13 protein-coding genes and 1 pseudogene are annotated in these 17583 nt (G+C 36.9%); 8 read left to right on the plus strand and 6 right to left on the minus strand.

The window, feature by feature from the left end:
* The first annotated feature begins 114 nt into the window (after positions 1 to 114).
* On the plus strand, positions 115 to 1248 hold the full coding sequence (locus A2J09_RS20790) for a LuxR C-terminal-related transcriptional regulator (RefSeq protein ID WP_012292644.1): 1134 nt from the start codon (positions 115 to 117) through the stop codon (positions 1246 to 1248).
* Between the two features lie 317 nt (positions 1249 to 1565).
* Positions 1566 to 2114, plus strand: coding sequence for an RNA polymerase sigma factor (locus A2J09_RS20795; protein WP_008176154.1), 549 nt, complete (start codon positions 1566 to 1568; stop codon positions 2112 to 2114).
* Positions 2115 to 2221: 107 nt separating this feature from the next.
* Here A2J09_RS20795 and A2J09_RS20800 read toward each other — a convergent pair whose 3' ends face one another.
* The 5 genes from A2J09_RS20800 to A2J09_RS20820 all read right to left on the minus strand — a co-directional run bounded on the left by A2J09_RS20800 (position 2222) and on the right by A2J09_RS20820 (position 6541).
* Positions 2222 to 2668, minus strand: coding sequence for a MarR family winged helix-turn-helix transcriptional regulator (locus A2J09_RS20800; protein ID WP_012292645.1), 447 nt, complete (start codon positions 2666 to 2668; stop codon positions 2222 to 2224).
* Positions 2669 to 2691: 23 nt separating this feature from the next.
* Entirely contained in the window at positions 2692 to 3096 is a 405-nt protein-coding gene (gene spx, locus A2J09_RS20805; RefSeq protein ID WP_008176149.1) for a transcriptional regulator Spx, read from the minus strand.
* A 410-nt stretch (positions 3097 to 3506) separates the two neighbouring features.
* Positions 3507 to 5072: an ABC-F family ATP-binding cassette domain-containing protein gene (locus A2J09_RS20810; RefSeq protein ID WP_012292646.1), complete on the minus strand. Its 1566-nt coding sequence runs from the start codon at positions 5070 to 5072 to the stop codon at positions 3507 to 3509.
* Positions 5073 to 5106: 34 nt separating this feature from the next.
* Positions 5107 to 5292, minus strand: a complete 186-nt coding sequence (locus A2J09_RS20815) for an SE1832 family protein (protein ID WP_008176146.1) — start codon at positions 5290 to 5292, stop codon at positions 5107 to 5109.
* Positions 5293 to 5494: 202 nt separating this feature from the next.
* Complete coding sequence (locus A2J09_RS20820) at positions 5495 to 6541, minus strand: PseG/SpsG family protein (RefSeq protein ID WP_012292647.1); 1047 nt, start codon at positions 6539 to 6541, stop codon at positions 5495 to 5497.
* 223 nt (positions 6542 to 6764) lie between these two features.
* Between A2J09_RS20820 and A2J09_RS20825 the strand changes: the two genes are divergently transcribed.
* From A2J09_RS20825 to A2J09_RS20845, 5 genes are all read left to right on the plus strand, one after another.
* Positions 6765 to 7610 carry an oxidoreductase gene (locus A2J09_RS20825; protein WP_012292648.1) on the plus strand — a complete coding sequence of 282 codons (846 nt, stop codon included), beginning with the start codon at positions 6765 to 6767 and terminating at the stop codon, positions 7608 to 7610.
* A gap of 119 nt (positions 7611 to 7729) precedes the next feature.
* Entirely contained in the window at positions 7730 to 8284 is a 555-nt protein-coding gene (locus A2J09_RS20830; RefSeq protein ID WP_012292649.1) for an NADPH-dependent FMN reductase, read from the plus strand.
* A gap of 112 nt (positions 8285 to 8396) precedes the next feature.
* The gene (locus tag A2J09_RS20835; protein WP_036160701.1) at positions 8397 to 12179 is read left to right on the plus strand and encodes a DEAD/DEAH box helicase; all 3783 of its coding nucleotides are present in this window, start codon (positions 8397 to 8399) and stop codon (positions 12177 to 12179) included.
* A gap of 1 nt (position 12180) precedes the next feature.
* The gene (locus A2J09_RS20840) at positions 12181 to 12930 is read left to right on the plus strand and encodes a hypothetical protein (RefSeq protein WP_012292651.1); all 750 of its coding nucleotides are present in this window, start codon (positions 12181 to 12183) and stop codon (positions 12928 to 12930) included.
* A 135-nt stretch (positions 12931 to 13065) separates the two neighbouring features.
* Positions 13066 to 14136, plus strand: a complete 1071-nt coding sequence (locus A2J09_RS20845; RefSeq protein ID WP_036160704.1) for a glycosyltransferase family 2 protein — start codon at positions 13066 to 13068, stop codon at positions 14134 to 14136.
* 248 nt (positions 14137 to 14384) lie between these two features.
* On the opposite strand, the pseudogene A2J09_RS24325 reads toward A2J09_RS20845, so the two are convergent.
* Positions 14385 to 14582: pseudogene (locus A2J09_RS24325) on the minus strand (hypothetical protein); the annotation flags it as partial.
* 129 nt (positions 14583 to 14711) lie between these two features.
* Between A2J09_RS24325 and A2J09_RS20850 the strand changes: the two are divergent.
* The gene (locus tag A2J09_RS20850) at positions 14712 to 16901 is read left to right on the plus strand and encodes a DNA topoisomerase III (protein WP_036162559.1); all 2190 of its coding nucleotides are present in this window, start codon (positions 14712 to 14714) and stop codon (positions 16899 to 16901) included.
* The last annotated feature ends 682 nt before the right edge of the window (positions 16902 to 17583 follow it).

The raw sequence follows: 17583 nt of genomic DNA on the forward strand, positions 1-17583 counted from the left end.
CTTCATCTTACTCCTTTCAATTTGAAATACTATCCTATAAGATGCTGTATAATATAGTGATGGAGTACCCTTCATTTATAGGGGTATTTTTAGTAAGGAGGAGAGGAATTTCCTATGACGCACTCATTTCAATCCTTTGAACAAATGACACTTCAAGAATTTGTGTTATTTATCAAAATTCATAGTAAACAAATTGAAGAGAATACGAATATTTACCTCAATCTAGACCCTTCTATTGCTGAAGCAGATAGAGAAAGAGTGGCAATGCTACTGGATTCCTTTCTACATTTAATGACGCATTCAACTATCGAAGAACTAAATGATGATTTTAGAAGTTTTTTTAAGACATGGCTTCAATCACAGCTATCTATTATTGATACGAGAAGCTTTCATCTATTCCAATTGATTTTAGAGAAATCATTGATTACTTTCATGATTCAGCAAAAAATTAGTCGAATGCATGCCATTCTAATGTATGTACTAACGATATTTACATTTTTAGTACAGCTTTACTTTAATGACGAAGAAGATCACAAAAATAGTCGTAGAACTACTCCTGAAAATGAGGAGTTGAGGCGACTACAATTATTGGATAAACTCGATAAATTGCTCATCAGTTCCTCTGGTTATCAGGATTTAGCCTATATTTTAAAGAAATGTGAAGAGTATTTTACTTATAAAAGATGTGTATTTTATGCCTATGTGCCTTGGTCCAATCAATTTTACGGGGTTATTGGTGCAGAGCTTCCAAAGGTTCAAAGCATGAAAGGGGAGCTAACCAGTGAAAATACCGTACTCGGCTCAAGAAAACCTATATATTTGAAAACCCCTAAAAATTATGTGAAGGAAGAACATATACAATTATTTAATTTATCGTCGATTATATTTATCCCGATTATTCAACAGGATCAATTATTTGGATGGCTAACATTTGACCAGCTAGGTGAAGAATTTGATTGTACGAAGAGTGAATTATTGTTACTTGAAGAAGTAGGGAAGCGGTTGGGGTTATTTTTATCACGTAAGGGTGAAAAGGTTGAAAAGTGTACAGAACTTCACTTAACAGAAAGGGAGTCCATGATTTTGGGTCTGCTTGCAGAGGGATATGACAATAAAAAAATTGGGGGATTACTATTTCTAAGTGAGCATACAGTCAGAGATTATGTAAGTAGTTTAATGACAAAGCTCAAAGCGAAGAATCGGACACAGGTCGTTGCTTCGGCTTTTCGATTAGGACTATTAAGTTAGCCAAAGCGAAAAATAGGGGGTTCCCCACTAGATGAAATACATCTGCTTACTTTACAAGTCATTGTTAAAGTGGCAGATTTTTAATTTTCCAATAATTATTATTATGAATATAGTAATGAAAATAGAAGTTTAATGTTATAGAGCAGTGTTATACAGGCTGAGTAATATAGTAGTAAAACAATTTTTACGAATATTACAAGCAAAAGTGTTTAAGCTTACACGATTGTAATGAAATTGAAAGCCAATACGATAGAGTGTAATACATTATTTTGCGAGAATGTGTATAGAAGCAAGAACAAGAAGCGGAGGCATACACAATGAATGAAAAATTAGAAGGCGTATACGAGGAATACAATCGTTATATATATCACTTATGTTTAAAACTAACTCGCAATAATGTAGAGGCTGAAGATTTAATGCAAGAAGTTTGGGTAAAGGTTGTACGCTATGAAGACAGCGTAGCTGAAGTAGAGCATATTAAGGCTTGGCTTACAACCATTACAATGAATACATTCAGAGATCGCTATCGTAAAAAGGTTCGTCGTAGTAAATATATGATGAACCAACCTGAAACATTAGACGTACCGATATTAGATTTGGTTCCCAATAATGAAATTTCAACAGAAGAAAAGGTTGAAAAGGATATTGTCACAAAACTAGTACAAGATAAAATGGAGCAATTAGATGGCATCTATAGAAAGACTTTATGGTATTTCTACATAGATCAATATTCACTTGCAGAAATTTCTACAATTATGAAAGTTTCCATTGGTACTGTGAAATCACGTTTATTCCGTGCAAAGGCTCGATTAAAAGAAATGCTGATGTCAGATACAGCCATTGTGGAATCTGTGCTACCAGCGTAATGAAAGCTGATTGGTCGCACAACATACGTACTTAGACGGAAGTATTCAGTCGACTAATCTAAAAAAAGATGCATTCGCAAATAATTGCGATGCATCTTTTTATTTCTTTATTCTGGCCGATTGGCATCAACATCCAATAGACATTTTGAAAAAATAGTGCGTAATGTTTGCAGTTCTTCAGCCGTGAGCATTCCAAACATATTGTTGATGATTTCACTAACCTGTTGACGAGATTCTTTTAAGATGCTCTCGCCTTCAGAAGTTATGACGAGCTGTGACGCTCGTCGATCTGTAGCGTGCTGTGTTTTTTCAATAAAGCCAGCATTTATAAGCTTCGTTGTTAAAACGGTGACGCCACCTGTCGTTACCTTTAACCGCTCAGCAATAGCAGAAGGGCGTTTAGGGCCCTCCTGCGATAAGTAGTCTAAAATTAAAATATGGGATTTTGAAAAGCCGAGCGCATTATGATTATTCCACTCGTTCGCCCACTTACGCTCAATGGATGAAACAACTTCAAACAACGAGGTAATGGCTTTTTGTTTTTCTTGATCCATAGAAGGTCATCTCCAAAACTGTTTTAACTTTCTTGTGCCAATCTTGTCATCGCATTTAATTCGTAAGCACGTACTTTACGCGGGATAAAACGGCGGATGTCCATCTCATTGTAACCAACTTGAATACGTTTTTCATCTATTAAAATAGGGCTACGTAACATTCTTGGGTGTGCTTGAATAATAGCAAAAAGCTCCTGAATAGAAAGTTGGTCGATATCGATATTTAAATTTTTAAAATCATTCGAATTTGTTGCGATAATTTCATCTGTTCCATCTTCAGTCATGCTTAAAATTTCTTTAAATTCTGCAAGTGTAAGTGGATGAGAAGTGATACGTTTTTCTTTATATTCAATATTGTGATCTTTTAACCATTTAAGTGCTTTTCTGGATGAAGAACAGCTCGCTTGTGAGTAAATTGTAACTGTCATTCTTCATTCCTCGCTTTCTTTTTTAGATTATATTTTATAAATATCTTATCAGTAAGGTAAATTGTTTATATATATATCTTACTAGTAAGCTATATATAAATCAATAGCTATTTAAAAAAATATCTATAACACCATGATTTTTTTCAGGTATATTAACATATACGAAGATCATCCTAAAAAAGTTTCATTTTCACAGCTTACAATGATGTAAGTTTAGGGAAGTGAATAGGGACTACATGAAGCATAGGCTTGTCCAAGAGGAGAGAAATGACGAGCTAAAAAATATCAGTCCACTGATTATAGTATGTTTAAATGAGGAGAATTATACATGGAAACTTAAAATTATTTGTGGAATTTGGCAAATAGGAAAAGGGTAGTCTCAAATCATCTTTGAGACTACCCTTTTAGATTTAGCCTTGTTGTCCTGAAGTGAACCAATCTTGGACATTCCAGACCTTCGTAGCGAGACCATCATAGAAATCAGGTTCGTGACTTACGAGTACAATAGTGCCTTTAAATTCTTTCATCGCACGTTTTAATTCATTTTTTGCATCGACATCTAAATGGTTCGTCGGTTCGTCAAATAGAAGCCAGTTCGCCTCTTCCATCATTAATTTGCATAAACGAACTTTCGCTTGCTCTCCACCCGATAATGAATTCAGTGGACGTGTAATGTGATCAGTCTTTAAGCCCGCTTTCGCTAAGGCAGCACGAACTTGCGCTTGCTCCATTGAAGGGAAGGCGTTCCACACATCATCAATGGGTGTAATTTTTTCCGCTTTTACCTCTTGTTCGAAATAAGATGGATAAAGATAATCTCCTCGAATCACTTTGCCATTTAAAGGATTAATTTTACCAAGCATTGTTTTTAATAATGTTGATTTACCTACACCATTCATGCCGACTAAAGCAATCTTCTCTCCTCGTTCAATAGCAAAAGTGAGTGGGGGAAGTAATGGTTTGTCCTTATCATAACCAATCACCAAATTTTCAGCCTCTACCACATAGCGACTTGACGAACGTGCTTCTTTAAAACCAAACTCAGGCTTTACAGCAGTTTCTGGGCGATCAATTCGCTCTAATCGGTCAAGCTGCTTGGCACGAGACTTAGCACGGCCAGTAGTAGAGTATCGCGCTTTATTTTTGGCAATAAAATCCTCTTGCTTCTTGATGAATTCTTGTTGTTTTTCATACGCGTCAATATGCTGACGCTTATTGATTTCAGCAAGCTCTAAGAATTTTTCGTAGGTTGCTGTATAACGAGTTAGCTTTGAAAATTCAAGTTGGAAGATGACATCCACCGTCTCGTTCATAAATTCTGTATCATGCGAAATTAATAGGAAGGCATATGGATAGTTCTTTAAATAGTTTTTTAGCCATGTAATATGTTCTTCATCAAGATAGTTTGTAGGCTCGTCTAATAATAGAACTTTTGGTTTTTCTAATAACAGCTTAGCTAGTAAAACCTTTGTACGTTGACCACCAGAAAGGGCAGCCACATCTCGCTCCAAGCCAATAGCATCGAGCCCAAGCCCGCGCGCAACTTCTTCAATTTTCATATCGAGTGAATAGAAGTCACCTGCATCTAACGCATCTTGAACTTCAGCCATTTGCTCTAATAGAACTTCTAATTCTTCAGGTGTAGCTTCAGCCATCTTACCTGTAATTTCATTGAGTTCCTCTTCTTTTTTATACAAGGGTAGAAAAGCGTCACGCAATACATCGCGCATCGTTCTACCAGCTGTGAGTACTGTATGTTGATCTAAATAACCATAATGTGTACCAGGGAGCCATTCCACTTTTCCCTCATCATGAATTGTTTGACCAGTGATAATGCCCATTAAAGTTGATTTACCTACACCATTTGCCCCAACGAGTCCAATATGGTCACCCTCTACTAAACGAAACGATACATCTTTAAAAAGTGTACGATCTCCGAATGAATGACCTAAATTTTCTACTGTTAAAATTGCCATATATGTTCCTCCAACTATCTTTCAAGTTTCCATTTTATAGTTCTGCTAGTTGCTTATTCAGCTCTGCAAGCTTCGACTCCATATTTGCAAGACGTTGCTCTGCCTGTGCTACTTGATCGTTGTGTCCTGTTGACTCAAGTTTTTCGATATCGCCTTGTAAATTGATATAGTCCATTTTTAATTCTTTAATTTGATATTCTAAATCATTTTTGGTTGGCATGATGGTTGCTCCTTTTTTAAGCGTATTTGTATAGCGAATGCGTGTAAAAAGCGATGGGGGTTTATTGATCCCCCACCGCATATCATTAAAATCAATCGGGAACTGAAAAAAAATGAACTTACCTAAGTCCCAACTTTTATAAGATGAGATGCTAAAGTGAAAATTTCTTATATATTGTATCATAATCATCTTTGAAGTAGCACTAAGTAGAAGCGATATTATGACGATCATAAGCAAAGTCTAAAAGTAGCTCTAAGAGTGTTTCATTATTACTAACGAGATTGAGCTGGCGTTGTTTTTTTACGGCACGTTCACTGCGTGCTTCATGTAAAAGAAACTCCATAACAGCATTTTGTATTTGTGATTGTTTCATTTTACGACCTAGCCCTAGATGAATAAAACCATTCTGTTCTCTTGGGAAAGCATGTAATAGCTCTGCCTCCGATTGTGCAAGCGTAATGCATGGCACACCATAAGAGGCAATTTTATAAGGCGTATAATTGGCATTGCAAATAATAACATCTGCTTTTGGTAAAAGTTTGAGAAGCGCGTTTTTATCACGAAGGATGGCTGTGTTGCGACGACTTAGTACCATCATTTGTAAGTCGTCTGTCGCATGGCGGTAGCTGTCGTCAATCATAACTGTAATTTGTAGTGGAATTTGGAGCTGTGTTAAGTGTCGCAGGGTACGATAGGTTAAATTATGCTCGTCCCCATCTTCAAAAGCTACAACGATATGGGGAGGATTTTCAGGTGTTTTGCTTTCAGGTCTATCGCTAAAGTTTTGATAGTCTTCGGGTAATGCAAAAACAAAGCTCCCCCCAATATAATGAGACGGTAAATAATCTTTTACCTCGTGATAGAGTGCTAGAAGTACACAGTCACAGGCTTGACCACCTTCACCAAAATCATCAAAGTGAAGAATCGTTTTGCAGAAAGGTCGTAAATCCTGTACTTGCCAAGCCTCAGAATTGCGGCCATCTCTGACGATTAAATCTGGCTGAATGCCTTTCATTTGCTTAGGAAGCTCATTAAAATGATCAAATAAAACAGGGGTTAGACCTTCATTAATTAAAATTTGAACCCCTTCATTTGAAGGCGTTTTTACAAATATAAAAACTTTCTCATTCGTCAGTAGTTTAGCTAATGTTGAAACCCGCTCAAAAGGATACAGCCCTTTATCAATACAGCTTTCAATAATGAAAACAATCGTTTTTTTCGGTACTATTGCTTGCGTTTCGTTTTGCAAATGTATCCCACCCTTTCCTCTGTCTCTTTAAATTATGGTGAAGAAAGAGCAAGTATGTGTAAAATTTAGGATTTGATAAATGATCTTTTTAAGTGAATCTTTCAAATAGCTATCTTTTAGATACGATAAATAGCTTTTAATCATCAAAAAATGTGGTCGATATATATAGTGAGTTTATTTCGATACATAACAAAGATGGTGGTTATGGAAGGAGGGAAGAGGCATGGGTATGCGTGCTGCAATTGTAATTGGAGCAACGGGATTAACTGGCTCCTCTCTTGTAGAGCAATTATGTGAAAATGATGAATATGTATCCGTGACAGTAATTACAAGAAGAAAACCAACTTTTACGCATCCTAAGCTAGAAGTGAAAATTCGTGATTTTGATAGGTTAGAGGAACAAGATATAGCATTTGCGCATGAACTATATTGCTGTTTAGGTACAACTATAAAAAAGGCAGGGTCTCGAAAGGTGTTCGAAAGGGTAGACTTTGAATATCCTTTAGCGATTGCTTCATTGGCAAAAAAGCGTGGAATTCCCCATTTTCTTGTTATCACTGCAATGGGTGCTAAGGAGAGTTCTCCTTTTTACTATAGCCGAGTTAAAGGAAAGCTAGAGCATGATTTAATGGAGTTGGGCTTACAGCAGCTTTCTATAATCCGTCCTTCACTCTTAGTAGGAGAACGGAATGAATTTCGTTTAGGGGAAAAGGCTGGAGAAAAGGTATTAAAAATAGCCAAGCCTTTTTTAATAGGACCACTAAAGAGATTTAGAGCCATTGAAGCCTCTCAAGTAGCAAAGGCAATGATGATTATTGCGCTACACGGCAAACAACAACCAGTGACCATTTATCCTTCCCATGTATTAGCAGCATTGGAATTTCCAGAAACGTCAGAAAAAGATGTTTCTAGGGAGACGCTATTTAATTGGGATAAAATTAAAAAAGCAGATTCGCTTCATGAAGAGGACAAGGTCAATCGCGATGTAGTGATTGATCGCGAGAAATATAATATCCCAGATGAGGTGGTTGATAAGGAAGTTCATTTCAGACCATATGATAAAGAGTAATTTTTCTTGCTTTCCGCCTAAAGACTGAATTTCTAGCTTTCCTCACTCCTGTTCTTTCCGAGCCACTTTTCATTTGATACAATATTATTGTAGAAGATGAATGTGGAGGCAAAGTGAAGATGAAAATTTTACTCGTTGATGGCACAATGTTTGGTCGAAAAACTGGTGCTATTTTAGAGCAAGTGGAACAATATATTAAAGAATTAGATGCTAGTTTCGTTTTAGAAATGATGCATTTTAGTGAATATAAACATCAAATTGTAGATGGCTCACCGTTAAATGAAGATATGAAAAAAATGATTCAACAATTTGAGGAAGCGGATGCTTATATTATTGCGACACCAATTTTCCAAGCATCTATCCCTGGCGTTTTGAAGAATGCATTTGACTTCTTACATCCTAAAACAATGCGCTATAAACCTGTATCTATAGTTGCAAATGGGGGCACATATCAACATCACCTTGTAGTAGAAAATCAATTAAAGCCTATTTTAGACTACTTCCGTGCTCTTGTGACACCAAACTATGTGTATACACATACATCCCATTTTGATGCAGATAATCATATTGTAGATGAAGATGTTCGTAGCCGTTTACGTGAATTAGCGCGTGTATTTGTTCAATACTGTGAGATGAGCAAGAACTTGCCGAAGGAAACAATCGATCAACATTAATAGCACCCTTGCATGGTGGTAAGAAATCACTGTGCAGGGGATTTTTCTTTGTAAGTATTCTTTTAGTATGTGATAAAATAAAACTTTAGTGACACTGGAAGGAGGGCTGCTCATGCAGGACATCGCTTTACTAGAAAAACAACGCTGTTGTCTTATTTTGACTAATAAGGCAAAGGAAGCGGTAGAGGAATGCTCAGCAAACGAGCATGCCTTTTTTGCGTTACAAAAATCTTTTACTGTCTACATAGAAAAACGCAAAGCAAAAACAGTGGGTGAAATATTTTTATCTATCTATTTTAATGCTGAAGACAATGAAAAGTTAAGTGATATTGTTCCTGAGAAAACAGTGATTATGGACTGTGTGCTAAAGCTAGAAGGATTACTGGCGACAAATATTCGTTTTGTGCATATGCGAGGTCCGATTAACACAAATCGACGCATAGCAGCAGCACTGCAATTTGTTACAAAGCCTAACAACGGAGCAGGTGTTCCACTTGAGCTTCATACGAAGATCAGACAGCTACCGATAGCAGAAGAACGGACTGAATATGTAAAAAAACGTATTGCTAGCTGGGAAGGTTATTTAAAAATACAAGAGCGCGATGCAACTATTGACGATATTCATAGTGAATTTAAGCAGAGCTATTTCAATGAAGATTTCACACGCTTAACGCTCGTATGTCCTTACATAAAGAATAAGGAATGGAAGCAATTGGAGGGCTTGAGTGTAAGTATACAAGGAGTCCGCGGTGAAATAGGACAAGTATTAAAGGCTCATGCTGGAAAACAAATAGTTGAAATTGATTTAAAGCCCTTTACACAAGATTTGGCTCGTAAGGATCAGCTTAATCTTCGTTCGAAACAAGCGAGCTTCAGCAATTTTGCAACATTAAGTCAAATTAGAAGATTACGGAATGGCTTTACCAAGCTAGAAAAGGGTGAGGCTGTTAATCCTAATTTAGAGACGATCCTATTTGAAAAAAGACCATCTGTACGAGCATCGAAGCTTCGTGAAGATATTGAATTTCACAATCATTTAAATGAATATCAAAGACGAGCGGTTTTAGGTGCTCTATCTGTTGAAGATTTATATGTGATTCAAGGTCCACCTGGTACAGGGAAAACAACTGTCATTTCAGAGATTTGTCAGCAAAATGTGAAAGCTGGTTTAAAAACGCTTGTTGCATCTCAGTCAAATCTAGCAGTAGATAATGCTTTAGGACGGCTTCTTTCCAATCAAGAAATTAGGATTTTACGCTATGGTAGAACGGAAAGTATTGAGGAAGAGGGAAAAAAATTTATTGAAGAAAATGTGGCTCTACAGTGGCGTGAGCAAACATTGGCAGCAATTGAAGAGGCAATTTTGGTCTTTCCTGAACGTGAGCAGATGTTCAAGGACAATCTGACTAAAGCAAAAGCTGAGCTTGAAAAATTAGAGTTATGGCTTGAGGAACTGGCGCAAGAGATGACCGCTAAAGAGCAAGCTGCTATTGAAGAACCAATTCTTCAGCAGGAAATTCAAGCGTTAAAAAAAGACTTAAAAACTGCGAAAACAGAGCAACAGACATATGAAGCTCAAAAAGAGCATTATGAGAAGCAGCTCGCCCAAATAGAGCCGATTATACAGCAACTTGAACAGACACTTGCTGACCATCCTTCAATTGAAGATCTACAGCTTACCATTCAAGAGACTTCACAAAAAGTGGAGCAATTAGAAGCAGCTACTCAATATAAAGAATTGCTGGAGCAAAAACAGCAATTAGCTGTACAATTCCAGGATATTCAAGAAAAATATGAAATAGAAAATAATCGTCTCATCATCATGAAGGAAGCGCAAAAGTATGTGCATACATTGACTTCCTATGAACGTATCCAACGATATTTACAGCATTATCAAATTCGTCCTTCTCATGTTCTTTCGCAGCAAATAAATCGAATACAGCATCTAGAGGATGCAAAAGATTTAGAGGCATGGTCTACCATCAATAGCCGTCTTCAAAAGGCCATAGCCAAGCTAGAGGCGTTAGTGTCTGATGATGTGAAGGAGCAGGCGCAGGCAAAAAGTAGATTACAGCCTGTCCAATCATTTTCTTTACAAAATCTTACGGGTGTATTTGCTCAGTTAAACAAGGCATTTCAAGACGATCAAACACCTGACATTCATGAAATTGAAAGCTATTTGCTGGGACTCTATATGCGTCGTGATTTTGTATGGCAAAAAGGGATGGCACTTAAGCAGCAACAAGCGCATAAAGACGAAGAATACGAATCCTTTCGAAAAAATCTTGTTAGTTTAATACATCAAGAGTGTGCAATTACAAGTTTTGATGTACAAAGCATACAACGGCAATTGCAGCCATTTATACAGCATACAGAGCGATTACAACAGCTAGAGGGTAACTTCCTAATAGAAGCAGTACCAGAGGAGTCCGTTGAATATTTAAAAATTCTTACGGGACAATTACGAGAATCTCTTCAGGAAGCCAATCAGCAACTAGAACAAGTTGAAAAGGCTAGAGTTCAATTAGTACCCAAACAAGCTTCCCTTCAAACTGTACAAACTAGCTTGCAGGAAGTAGATCTACTGCTATCACAAATGGAAGAGCGGTTAAAGGAGATCAATGTGGCTGGATTGAAAAAAGAAAAGCAACTAGCCATCTACACGAAGCTATTGCAGTCGACACCAGAACGCACAGCAGAAGAGGTTAGGGAGGCTATTCAAACTTCAAAGCAAGCTATTGAAGAATTACAGCGTCAGGAAAAACAACTACCACTTCGAAAAAAATTGCAAGAGCAATGGCGAGAAAAGCTACAAAATGCTACCGAATATGATTTAGATGAGATTAGAAAATTATATGTACGACATGCAAATGTTATTGGTACCACATGTGTAGCTTCGGCGAGTAAAGAGTTTATGGAAAATTACCCAACCTTTGATGTTGTCATTATTGATGAAGTTTCAAAGGCAACACCACCAGAATTATTATTACCAATGCTGAAGGGGAAAAAGGTTATTTTGGTAGGGGATCATCACCAGCTACCGCCCCTACTTGGTGACGATACATTGGAGGAAACATTGAAGGCGATGTTAGAAGAAAATCCAAATTTTGAAGGCGCACAGGAGTTAAAAAATTTACTTCGTGAATCATTATTTGAGCGCTTATTCAATAATCTGCCTCAAACTCATAAGCAAATGCTAGCTCTTCAATACCGCATGCATGAAAAAATTATGCAAAGTATTACGCCATTTTATGCGAAAGAAGAAAATGGCTTGCAATGTGGCTTGCCAGACTCGGATTCTGCGAGAGACCATGGTTTAGAGGGGCAATTTGTAAAACGTGATGACCATTTATTGTGGATTGATATTCCAACCGAGAAACCTTATTTAGAGGAGCAGGTAAAGGGTGGTACAAGTCGTTTTAATGAAGGTGAATTACAAACAATTCGTCGTATATTGCTAGACTTAAATGATGCCGTGCAGGCAGCAAAAGAAGCTGGGCGTATGCCACAGGATGCCTTGAAAAGCGTCGGGGTCATTAGCTTCTACGGTGAGCAGGTGAAGAAAATAATTCGTCTCCTCCAGCAGGAACTACAGTTACCACATTTACAATTCAGAACAGGGACAGTGGATAAGTTCCAAGGAATGGAGATGGACGTGATACTTGTCAGTATGGTACGTAATACGCCAAAGGGTGGAGATATTGGCTTTGCAAAAGATTACCGTCGCTTAAATGTTGCTCTATCCCGCGCTCGGGAGTTACTACTGCTTGTAGGAAGTTCAGAAATGTTTGCGAAACGTGCAAAACATCAAGATACAAGAGATATGTATACCAAGTTATTAAATACAGTAAAATCCTACGAGGGCTTGCGTAATCATGAAGGATTGGTGATTTAAAGTGTCAAAATTACAGCAACGATTAATGCGTGAGCTGCAACAAAATCGCAATATAAAAATTATCAATACTGCTGAGTGGTGTATTCCAATTCGTACAGTGGATGTAACTTACGAGCCGGTTCGCCGTTCCACGATGGATGTCTTAATGACAATGCTGCTACTAAGCATTCAAGAGGCTGATTTTGGAAGTGTGGAGGAATTGAGCGAATTATTGCTTGTAGATCCGTTATTTATCGAAGACCTGATTTCTTTAATGATTCGCGTTGGTCTTATGAAAAATGAGGAAGGCTTTTTTAAGCTAACAGAAAAAGGGCAGCAACAGCTTGAACAAGGTATCTTTGAAGAGGAGCTAGAAGTAGAAGCTTCTACTCTTTACTTTAGTCCTTGCCATCAATCATTTCTGACTAGTGATGTAAATAACGATGAATACGATGAGTTACCAGAGCTTTATCGTTATGTGGATAAGGAAGCTGAACAACAGGAGCAATTTGATGAAACACTGATTATAGCTGCCTTACAAGAAGCGGATGAAGAAGAAACGGGCAACTCACAAAGAATTATTGCAAGAGTTGTTGAAGTAGAAGCCCAACAAATTAATGATAGTCCATGCTTAGAATTTATACTTTACGATAAGGAGCAGGATATCCTATTTGTTCGTGTGTGGAATATGTTATTAAATCAATGGGACCGCCATCTAGAACAACAACTTACCGATAAAGAACAATTGATGTGGCGTGAGCAATATTTATAGAATGAAAAACGAGCGTGTTCAGCGTTCGTTTTTTTATTTTACAATGTCAGCCAGAAAGTAGGGGGATAACGAAAAATTGTTTCGAAAATGGGATGAACTAGCATAGTATATTACTACATGATAAGGAGGGGAAAGATGGTATCGATTAGTTTATGTATGATTGTTAAAAATGCACAATGTACGATTGAAAGATGCTTAGATTCGGTTCGGCATATAGTGGATGAGATGAATATTATTGATACAGGCTCAACTGATCGTACAAAAGATATTGTCCAAAATTACACCTCTCGCATTTTTGATTTTCCATGGTGCGATCATTTTGCAAAAGCACGCAATTTTTCCTTTCAACAGGCAACAAAAGACTATATTCTATGGCTTGACGCAGACGATATTATGACAAAGGAAAACCAACATAAACTATTGCTACTAAAGCAATCATTGTACCCAACTGTTGATGCTGTCACTATGGATCATTACCTAGTATTAGATGATGATGGAATAGTGGAATGCAGTGAGCGAAAGTATCGTCTAGTAAAAAGAGCCAATCATTTTCAATGGCAGGGTGCTGTCCATGAATTTTTAAAGGTATCTGGCCAGCTCTTTCACAGTGATATCGCTGTTACACATTTACCGTTAACAAAGGATCTTCATCGCAATTTATGTATCTATGAAGGATTAATTCAAAAGGGACATACTTTTTCTGCAAGGGATTCATTTCATTATGCAAATGAATTAAAGCTGCATAAACGTTATCTAGAGGCCATTAATCAATACAATACATTTCTGGATAGCGAATTAGGCACTACAGATGATCGCATTGAAGCATGTTTGCATATAGGGGAATGCTTTCGATTGTTACAGGATGATAATCACGCTCAACAAGCTATTTTACAATCTTTCTTGTATGACCGACCAAAGCCAGAAGCATGTTGCCGAATGGGCCAATTTTTTATGGAGCAATCAAAACATAAAGAGGCTATCTACTGGTACTCACAAGCTTTGCAACAAGCTTCGGTCGATTCAATGACTATTCAAAAACGAGCTTACTCAACATGGTTACCTCATTTACAACTAAGTCTGTTATATAGGGAGTTACGGCTATTCGAAAATGCCTATCAACATAACTTAGAGGCACGAAAATGGAAACCGAATCATTTGGAAATCAAAGAAAATGAAAAGTATTTACTCAGACGGCTAAAGATATAAGGCTACTAAGGGAATGGCACATCAATAAACAACACATAAATTAATTGACCAATTAACACAGATACACCAACAACAATGGTCATAAAAATCACATTACGAGGCCTAAAATTTTTTGCTTCCATTAAAAACCTCCTTTTATATATATGGAATATTCAGTTAATTCAAGATATGTTGAGAGGATTTGAGTATGCATAATAAAAGAGCAAATTCACATTCAGTGTGAATTTGCTCTTTATAGTTATCAAACTTTAACCTTTTAGGATTTCAGCGAGTGCGTTGTTTACAGATTCCTCATTATTTTGTTGCTTTAAGTACTTTTGTACGGAACGTTTATCGACCTTGCCCCCACCTTCTTTTTTACGGCGAGCTTCAAAAGCAGATAACTTCTCACGATAGCCACATTTACATACAAGGATTTGACCATCTCCTTCGCCGCGAAGCCCTAATAAGCGTTGTATAGCATCTAAGAGAGAATTCCTGTTAATTTACAGTTAATTTTCTGATTTGCTTAAAAGAAGTTTAAGTATAAAGCATGTGCTATATTAAACATTAGGAAGTACGAAAGGATGTTATATATGGCTAAAAGTTTAGTGTTAGCAGAAAAACCTTCAGTTGCACGTGATATAGCAAACGTGCTGAAGTGTCACAAAAAAGGGAATGGTTATATTGAAGGAGATAAATATATTGTTACATGGGCTTTAGGCCACTTAGTCACTTTAGCCGACCCAGAGAGCTATGATGAAAAATATAAAAAGTGGAACTTAGAAGATTTACCAATGCTACCAGAGCGTCTGAAATTAACAACAATTAAACAAACAAGTAAGCAATATAATGCAGTTAAATCTCAACTTACACGTAATGATGTGAATGAAATTATCATCGCAACAGATGCCGGACGTGAAGGGGAATTAGTGGCTCGTTGGATTATTGATCGTGCGAAAGTGAATAAACCAATCAAGCGTCTATGGATTTCATCTGTTACTGATAAGGCAATTAAAGATGGTTTTGCAAACTTAAAACCTGGAAAGAATTACGACAATCTATATCAAGCTGCTGTAGCTCGTAGTGAAGCAGACTGGTATTTGGGATTGAATTCAAGTAGAGCGCTATCTACTAAATTTAATGCTCAGCTAAATACAGGGCGAGTGCAGACTCCTGTAGTAGCAATGGTTGCTGCTCGTGAAGATGAAATCAAGAACTTCAAGGCACAAACGTTTTATGGAATTGAGGCACAAACAAAAGAATTAAAATTAACATGGCAAGATGCGAGTGGTAATTCACGTAGCTTTAGTAAAGAAAAAGTGGATGCTATTGTTAATTCATTAGATAAACAAGATGCAAAAGTAATCGAGATTGAACGTAAGCCGAAAAAGTCTTTCTCTCCAGGGTTATATGATTTAACGGAGCTACAGCGTGATGCAAATAAAATATTTGGATACTCAGCCAAAGAAACATTAAATATCATGCAAAAACTATATGAGTCTCATAAAGTGCTTACTTATCCTCGTACTGATTCGCGATATTTATCTTCAGACATCGTTAGCACCCTTCCAGAACGATTAAAAGCATGCGGTATAGGAGAATATCGAACGTTAGCAAACAAAGTGCTTTCAAAACCAATTAAAGCGAATAAATCGTTTGTGGATGACAGCAAGGTATCTGATCACCATGCAATTATTCCTACAGAAGAATACGTGAACTTTGCAAACTTTACCGATAAAGAACGTAAAATTTATGATTTAGTTGTAAAACGTTTCTTAGCGGTGCTTTTCCCAGCTTATGAATATGAACAGTTAACCGTGCAAGGTCAAATTGGCAACGAAAAATTCATTGCTCGTGGGAAAACAGTAATTTCTGCCGGATGGAAAGAAGTTTACTCAAATCGCTTTGATGATGAGGAATCAAGCGAAGATGTGAAGGAGCAATTATTGCCTCGTCTCGAAAAAGGCCAAGTATTAAAAGTAAATTTAATTACTCAAACATCAGGGCAAACGAAGCCTCCAGCACGTTTTACTGAGGCTACACTTTTATCGGCAATGGAAAATCCTACAAAGTATATGAACACGCAAAATAAGCAGCTTGCTGATACGTTAAAATCGACAGGTGGATTAGGAACGGTGGCAACACGAGCCGATATTATTGATAAGTTATTCAATTCATTCCTAATTGAAAAGCGTGGTAAAGATATTCATATCACTTCTAAAGGTCGTCAGTTACTTGATTTAGTTCCTAATGAGTTAAAATCTCCTGAAACAACAGCCGAATGGGAGCAAAAGCTAGAATTAATCGCTAAAGGCAAACTGAAAAAAGAAACCTTCATTAATGAAATGAAGCAACATACAAAAGAAATTGTAGCTGATATTAAAAATAGCGATAAGAGATTTAAGCATGATAATATTTCAACAAAAACTTGCCCTGATTGCGGTAAGCCAATGCTTGAAGTGAACGGGAAAAAAGGTAAAATCCTTGTTTGCCAAGATCGTGAATGTGGTCACCGTAAGAATGTGTCGCGTGTGACGAATGCACGTTGTCCTCAGTGTAAGAAAAAGCTTGAATTACGTGGCGAAGGTGATGGTCAAATCTTCGTATGTAAGTGTGGCTATCGTGAGAAGTTATCTGCTTTTGAAGCTCGCCGTAAAAAAGAAGGTGGAGGTAAAGTGGATAAACGTAGTGTACAAAAGTACATGAAGCAGCAAGAGAAAGAAGCAGAGCCTTTGAATAATGCTTTTGCAGATTTATTAAAAGGTTTTAATGTAGATAAATAAATATTAATTTAAAAGAAACCAGAACGTTCAAAAAACGTGTCTGGTTTCGTTATATATTATTTAAGTCTGAGTTTGAAATTTCGATTCAATGATTTTAACGATTTTAAATAAGCTAAACGTACTTCTGATATTTTCCTAGTAGTTACACATTTATCATGCTCCCATCAAAATTTGAATTACTTCCATGGTTGCGCCAATGTTTCATAGATGTGTAGCGTAACTGTGTTTTTATTGATGGGGCTGCAAAAAAGGATGTCTTTCAGTAACAAAAGTTGCCGGTTCTCTATCTTGACGACTTTCAATGTATCTTTATAACCAAATATCACAGCGGACATTAAAGTACACCGCTCTTCCTTTTCATCTTTACCGCCTAACGAAATCGGAGCAGCGATTCGTAGTGTTAAACAATTGAAGGAAAGTGTTAGCAGATAAAATGTTATTATGTGATATTATAGAACCTGTCACTTCGACTACGAAAAAATATTAAAATAGTTATTGACTATTGTATTTTATTCTGATAGTATTAATTCTTGTCGCAGGACAATCAATAAAAATGAACCTTGAAAACTGAACAAGCAAAACGTAATCAATAAAGTTGAGTTGCTAGCCTTGCTAGTGAACGAAACAAAATTTTGGACATCAAAATGATGCCAGCAAAACAATTTGAGCTAATCAAATTTCT

Origin of the sequence: Lysinibacillus sphaericus (assembly GCF_001629735.1) — a bacterium.
Classification (GTDB): Bacteria; Bacillota; Bacilli; order Bacillales_A; family Planococcaceae; genus Lysinibacillus; species Lysinibacillus pinottii.

Coding starts and splice junctions, on each gene's coding strand:
- A2J09_RS20850 (WP_036162559.1), top strand. CDS start 14,712: ATGGCTAAAAGTTTAGTGTTAGCAGAAAAACCTTCAGTTGCACGTGAT.
- A2J09_RS20800 (WP_012292645.1), bottom strand. CDS start 2,668: ATGGATCAAGAAAAACAAAAAGCCATTACCTCGTTGTTTGAAGTTGTT.
- spx (WP_008176149.1), bottom strand. CDS start 3,096: ATGACAGTTACAATTTACTCACAAGCGAGCTGTTCTTCATCCAGAAAA.
- A2J09_RS20835 (WP_036160701.1), top strand. CDS start 8,397: ATGCAGGACATCGCTTTACTAGAAAAACAACGCTGTTGTCTTATTTTG.
- A2J09_RS20815 (WP_008176146.1), bottom strand. CDS start 5,292: ATGCCAACCAAAAATGATTTAGAATATCAAATTAAAGAATTAAAAATG.
- A2J09_RS20825 (WP_012292648.1), top strand. CDS start 6,765: ATGGGTATGCGTGCTGCAATTGTAATTGGAGCAACGGGATTAACTGGC.
- A2J09_RS20830 (WP_012292649.1), top strand. CDS start 7,730: ATGAAAATTTTACTCGTTGATGGCACAATGTTTGGTCGAAAAACTGGT.
- A2J09_RS20790 (WP_012292644.1), top strand. CDS start 115: ATGACGCACTCATTTCAATCCTTTGAACAAATGACACTTCAAGAATTT.
- A2J09_RS20795 (WP_008176154.1), top strand. CDS start 1,566: ATGAATGAAAAATTAGAAGGCGTATACGAGGAATACAATCGTTATATA.
- A2J09_RS20845 (WP_036160704.1), top strand. CDS start 13,066: ATGGTATCGATTAGTTTATGTATGATTGTTAAAAATGCACAATGTACG.
- A2J09_RS20810 (WP_012292646.1), bottom strand. CDS start 5,072: ATGGCAATTTTAACAGTAGAAAATTTAGGTCATTCATTCGGAGATCGT.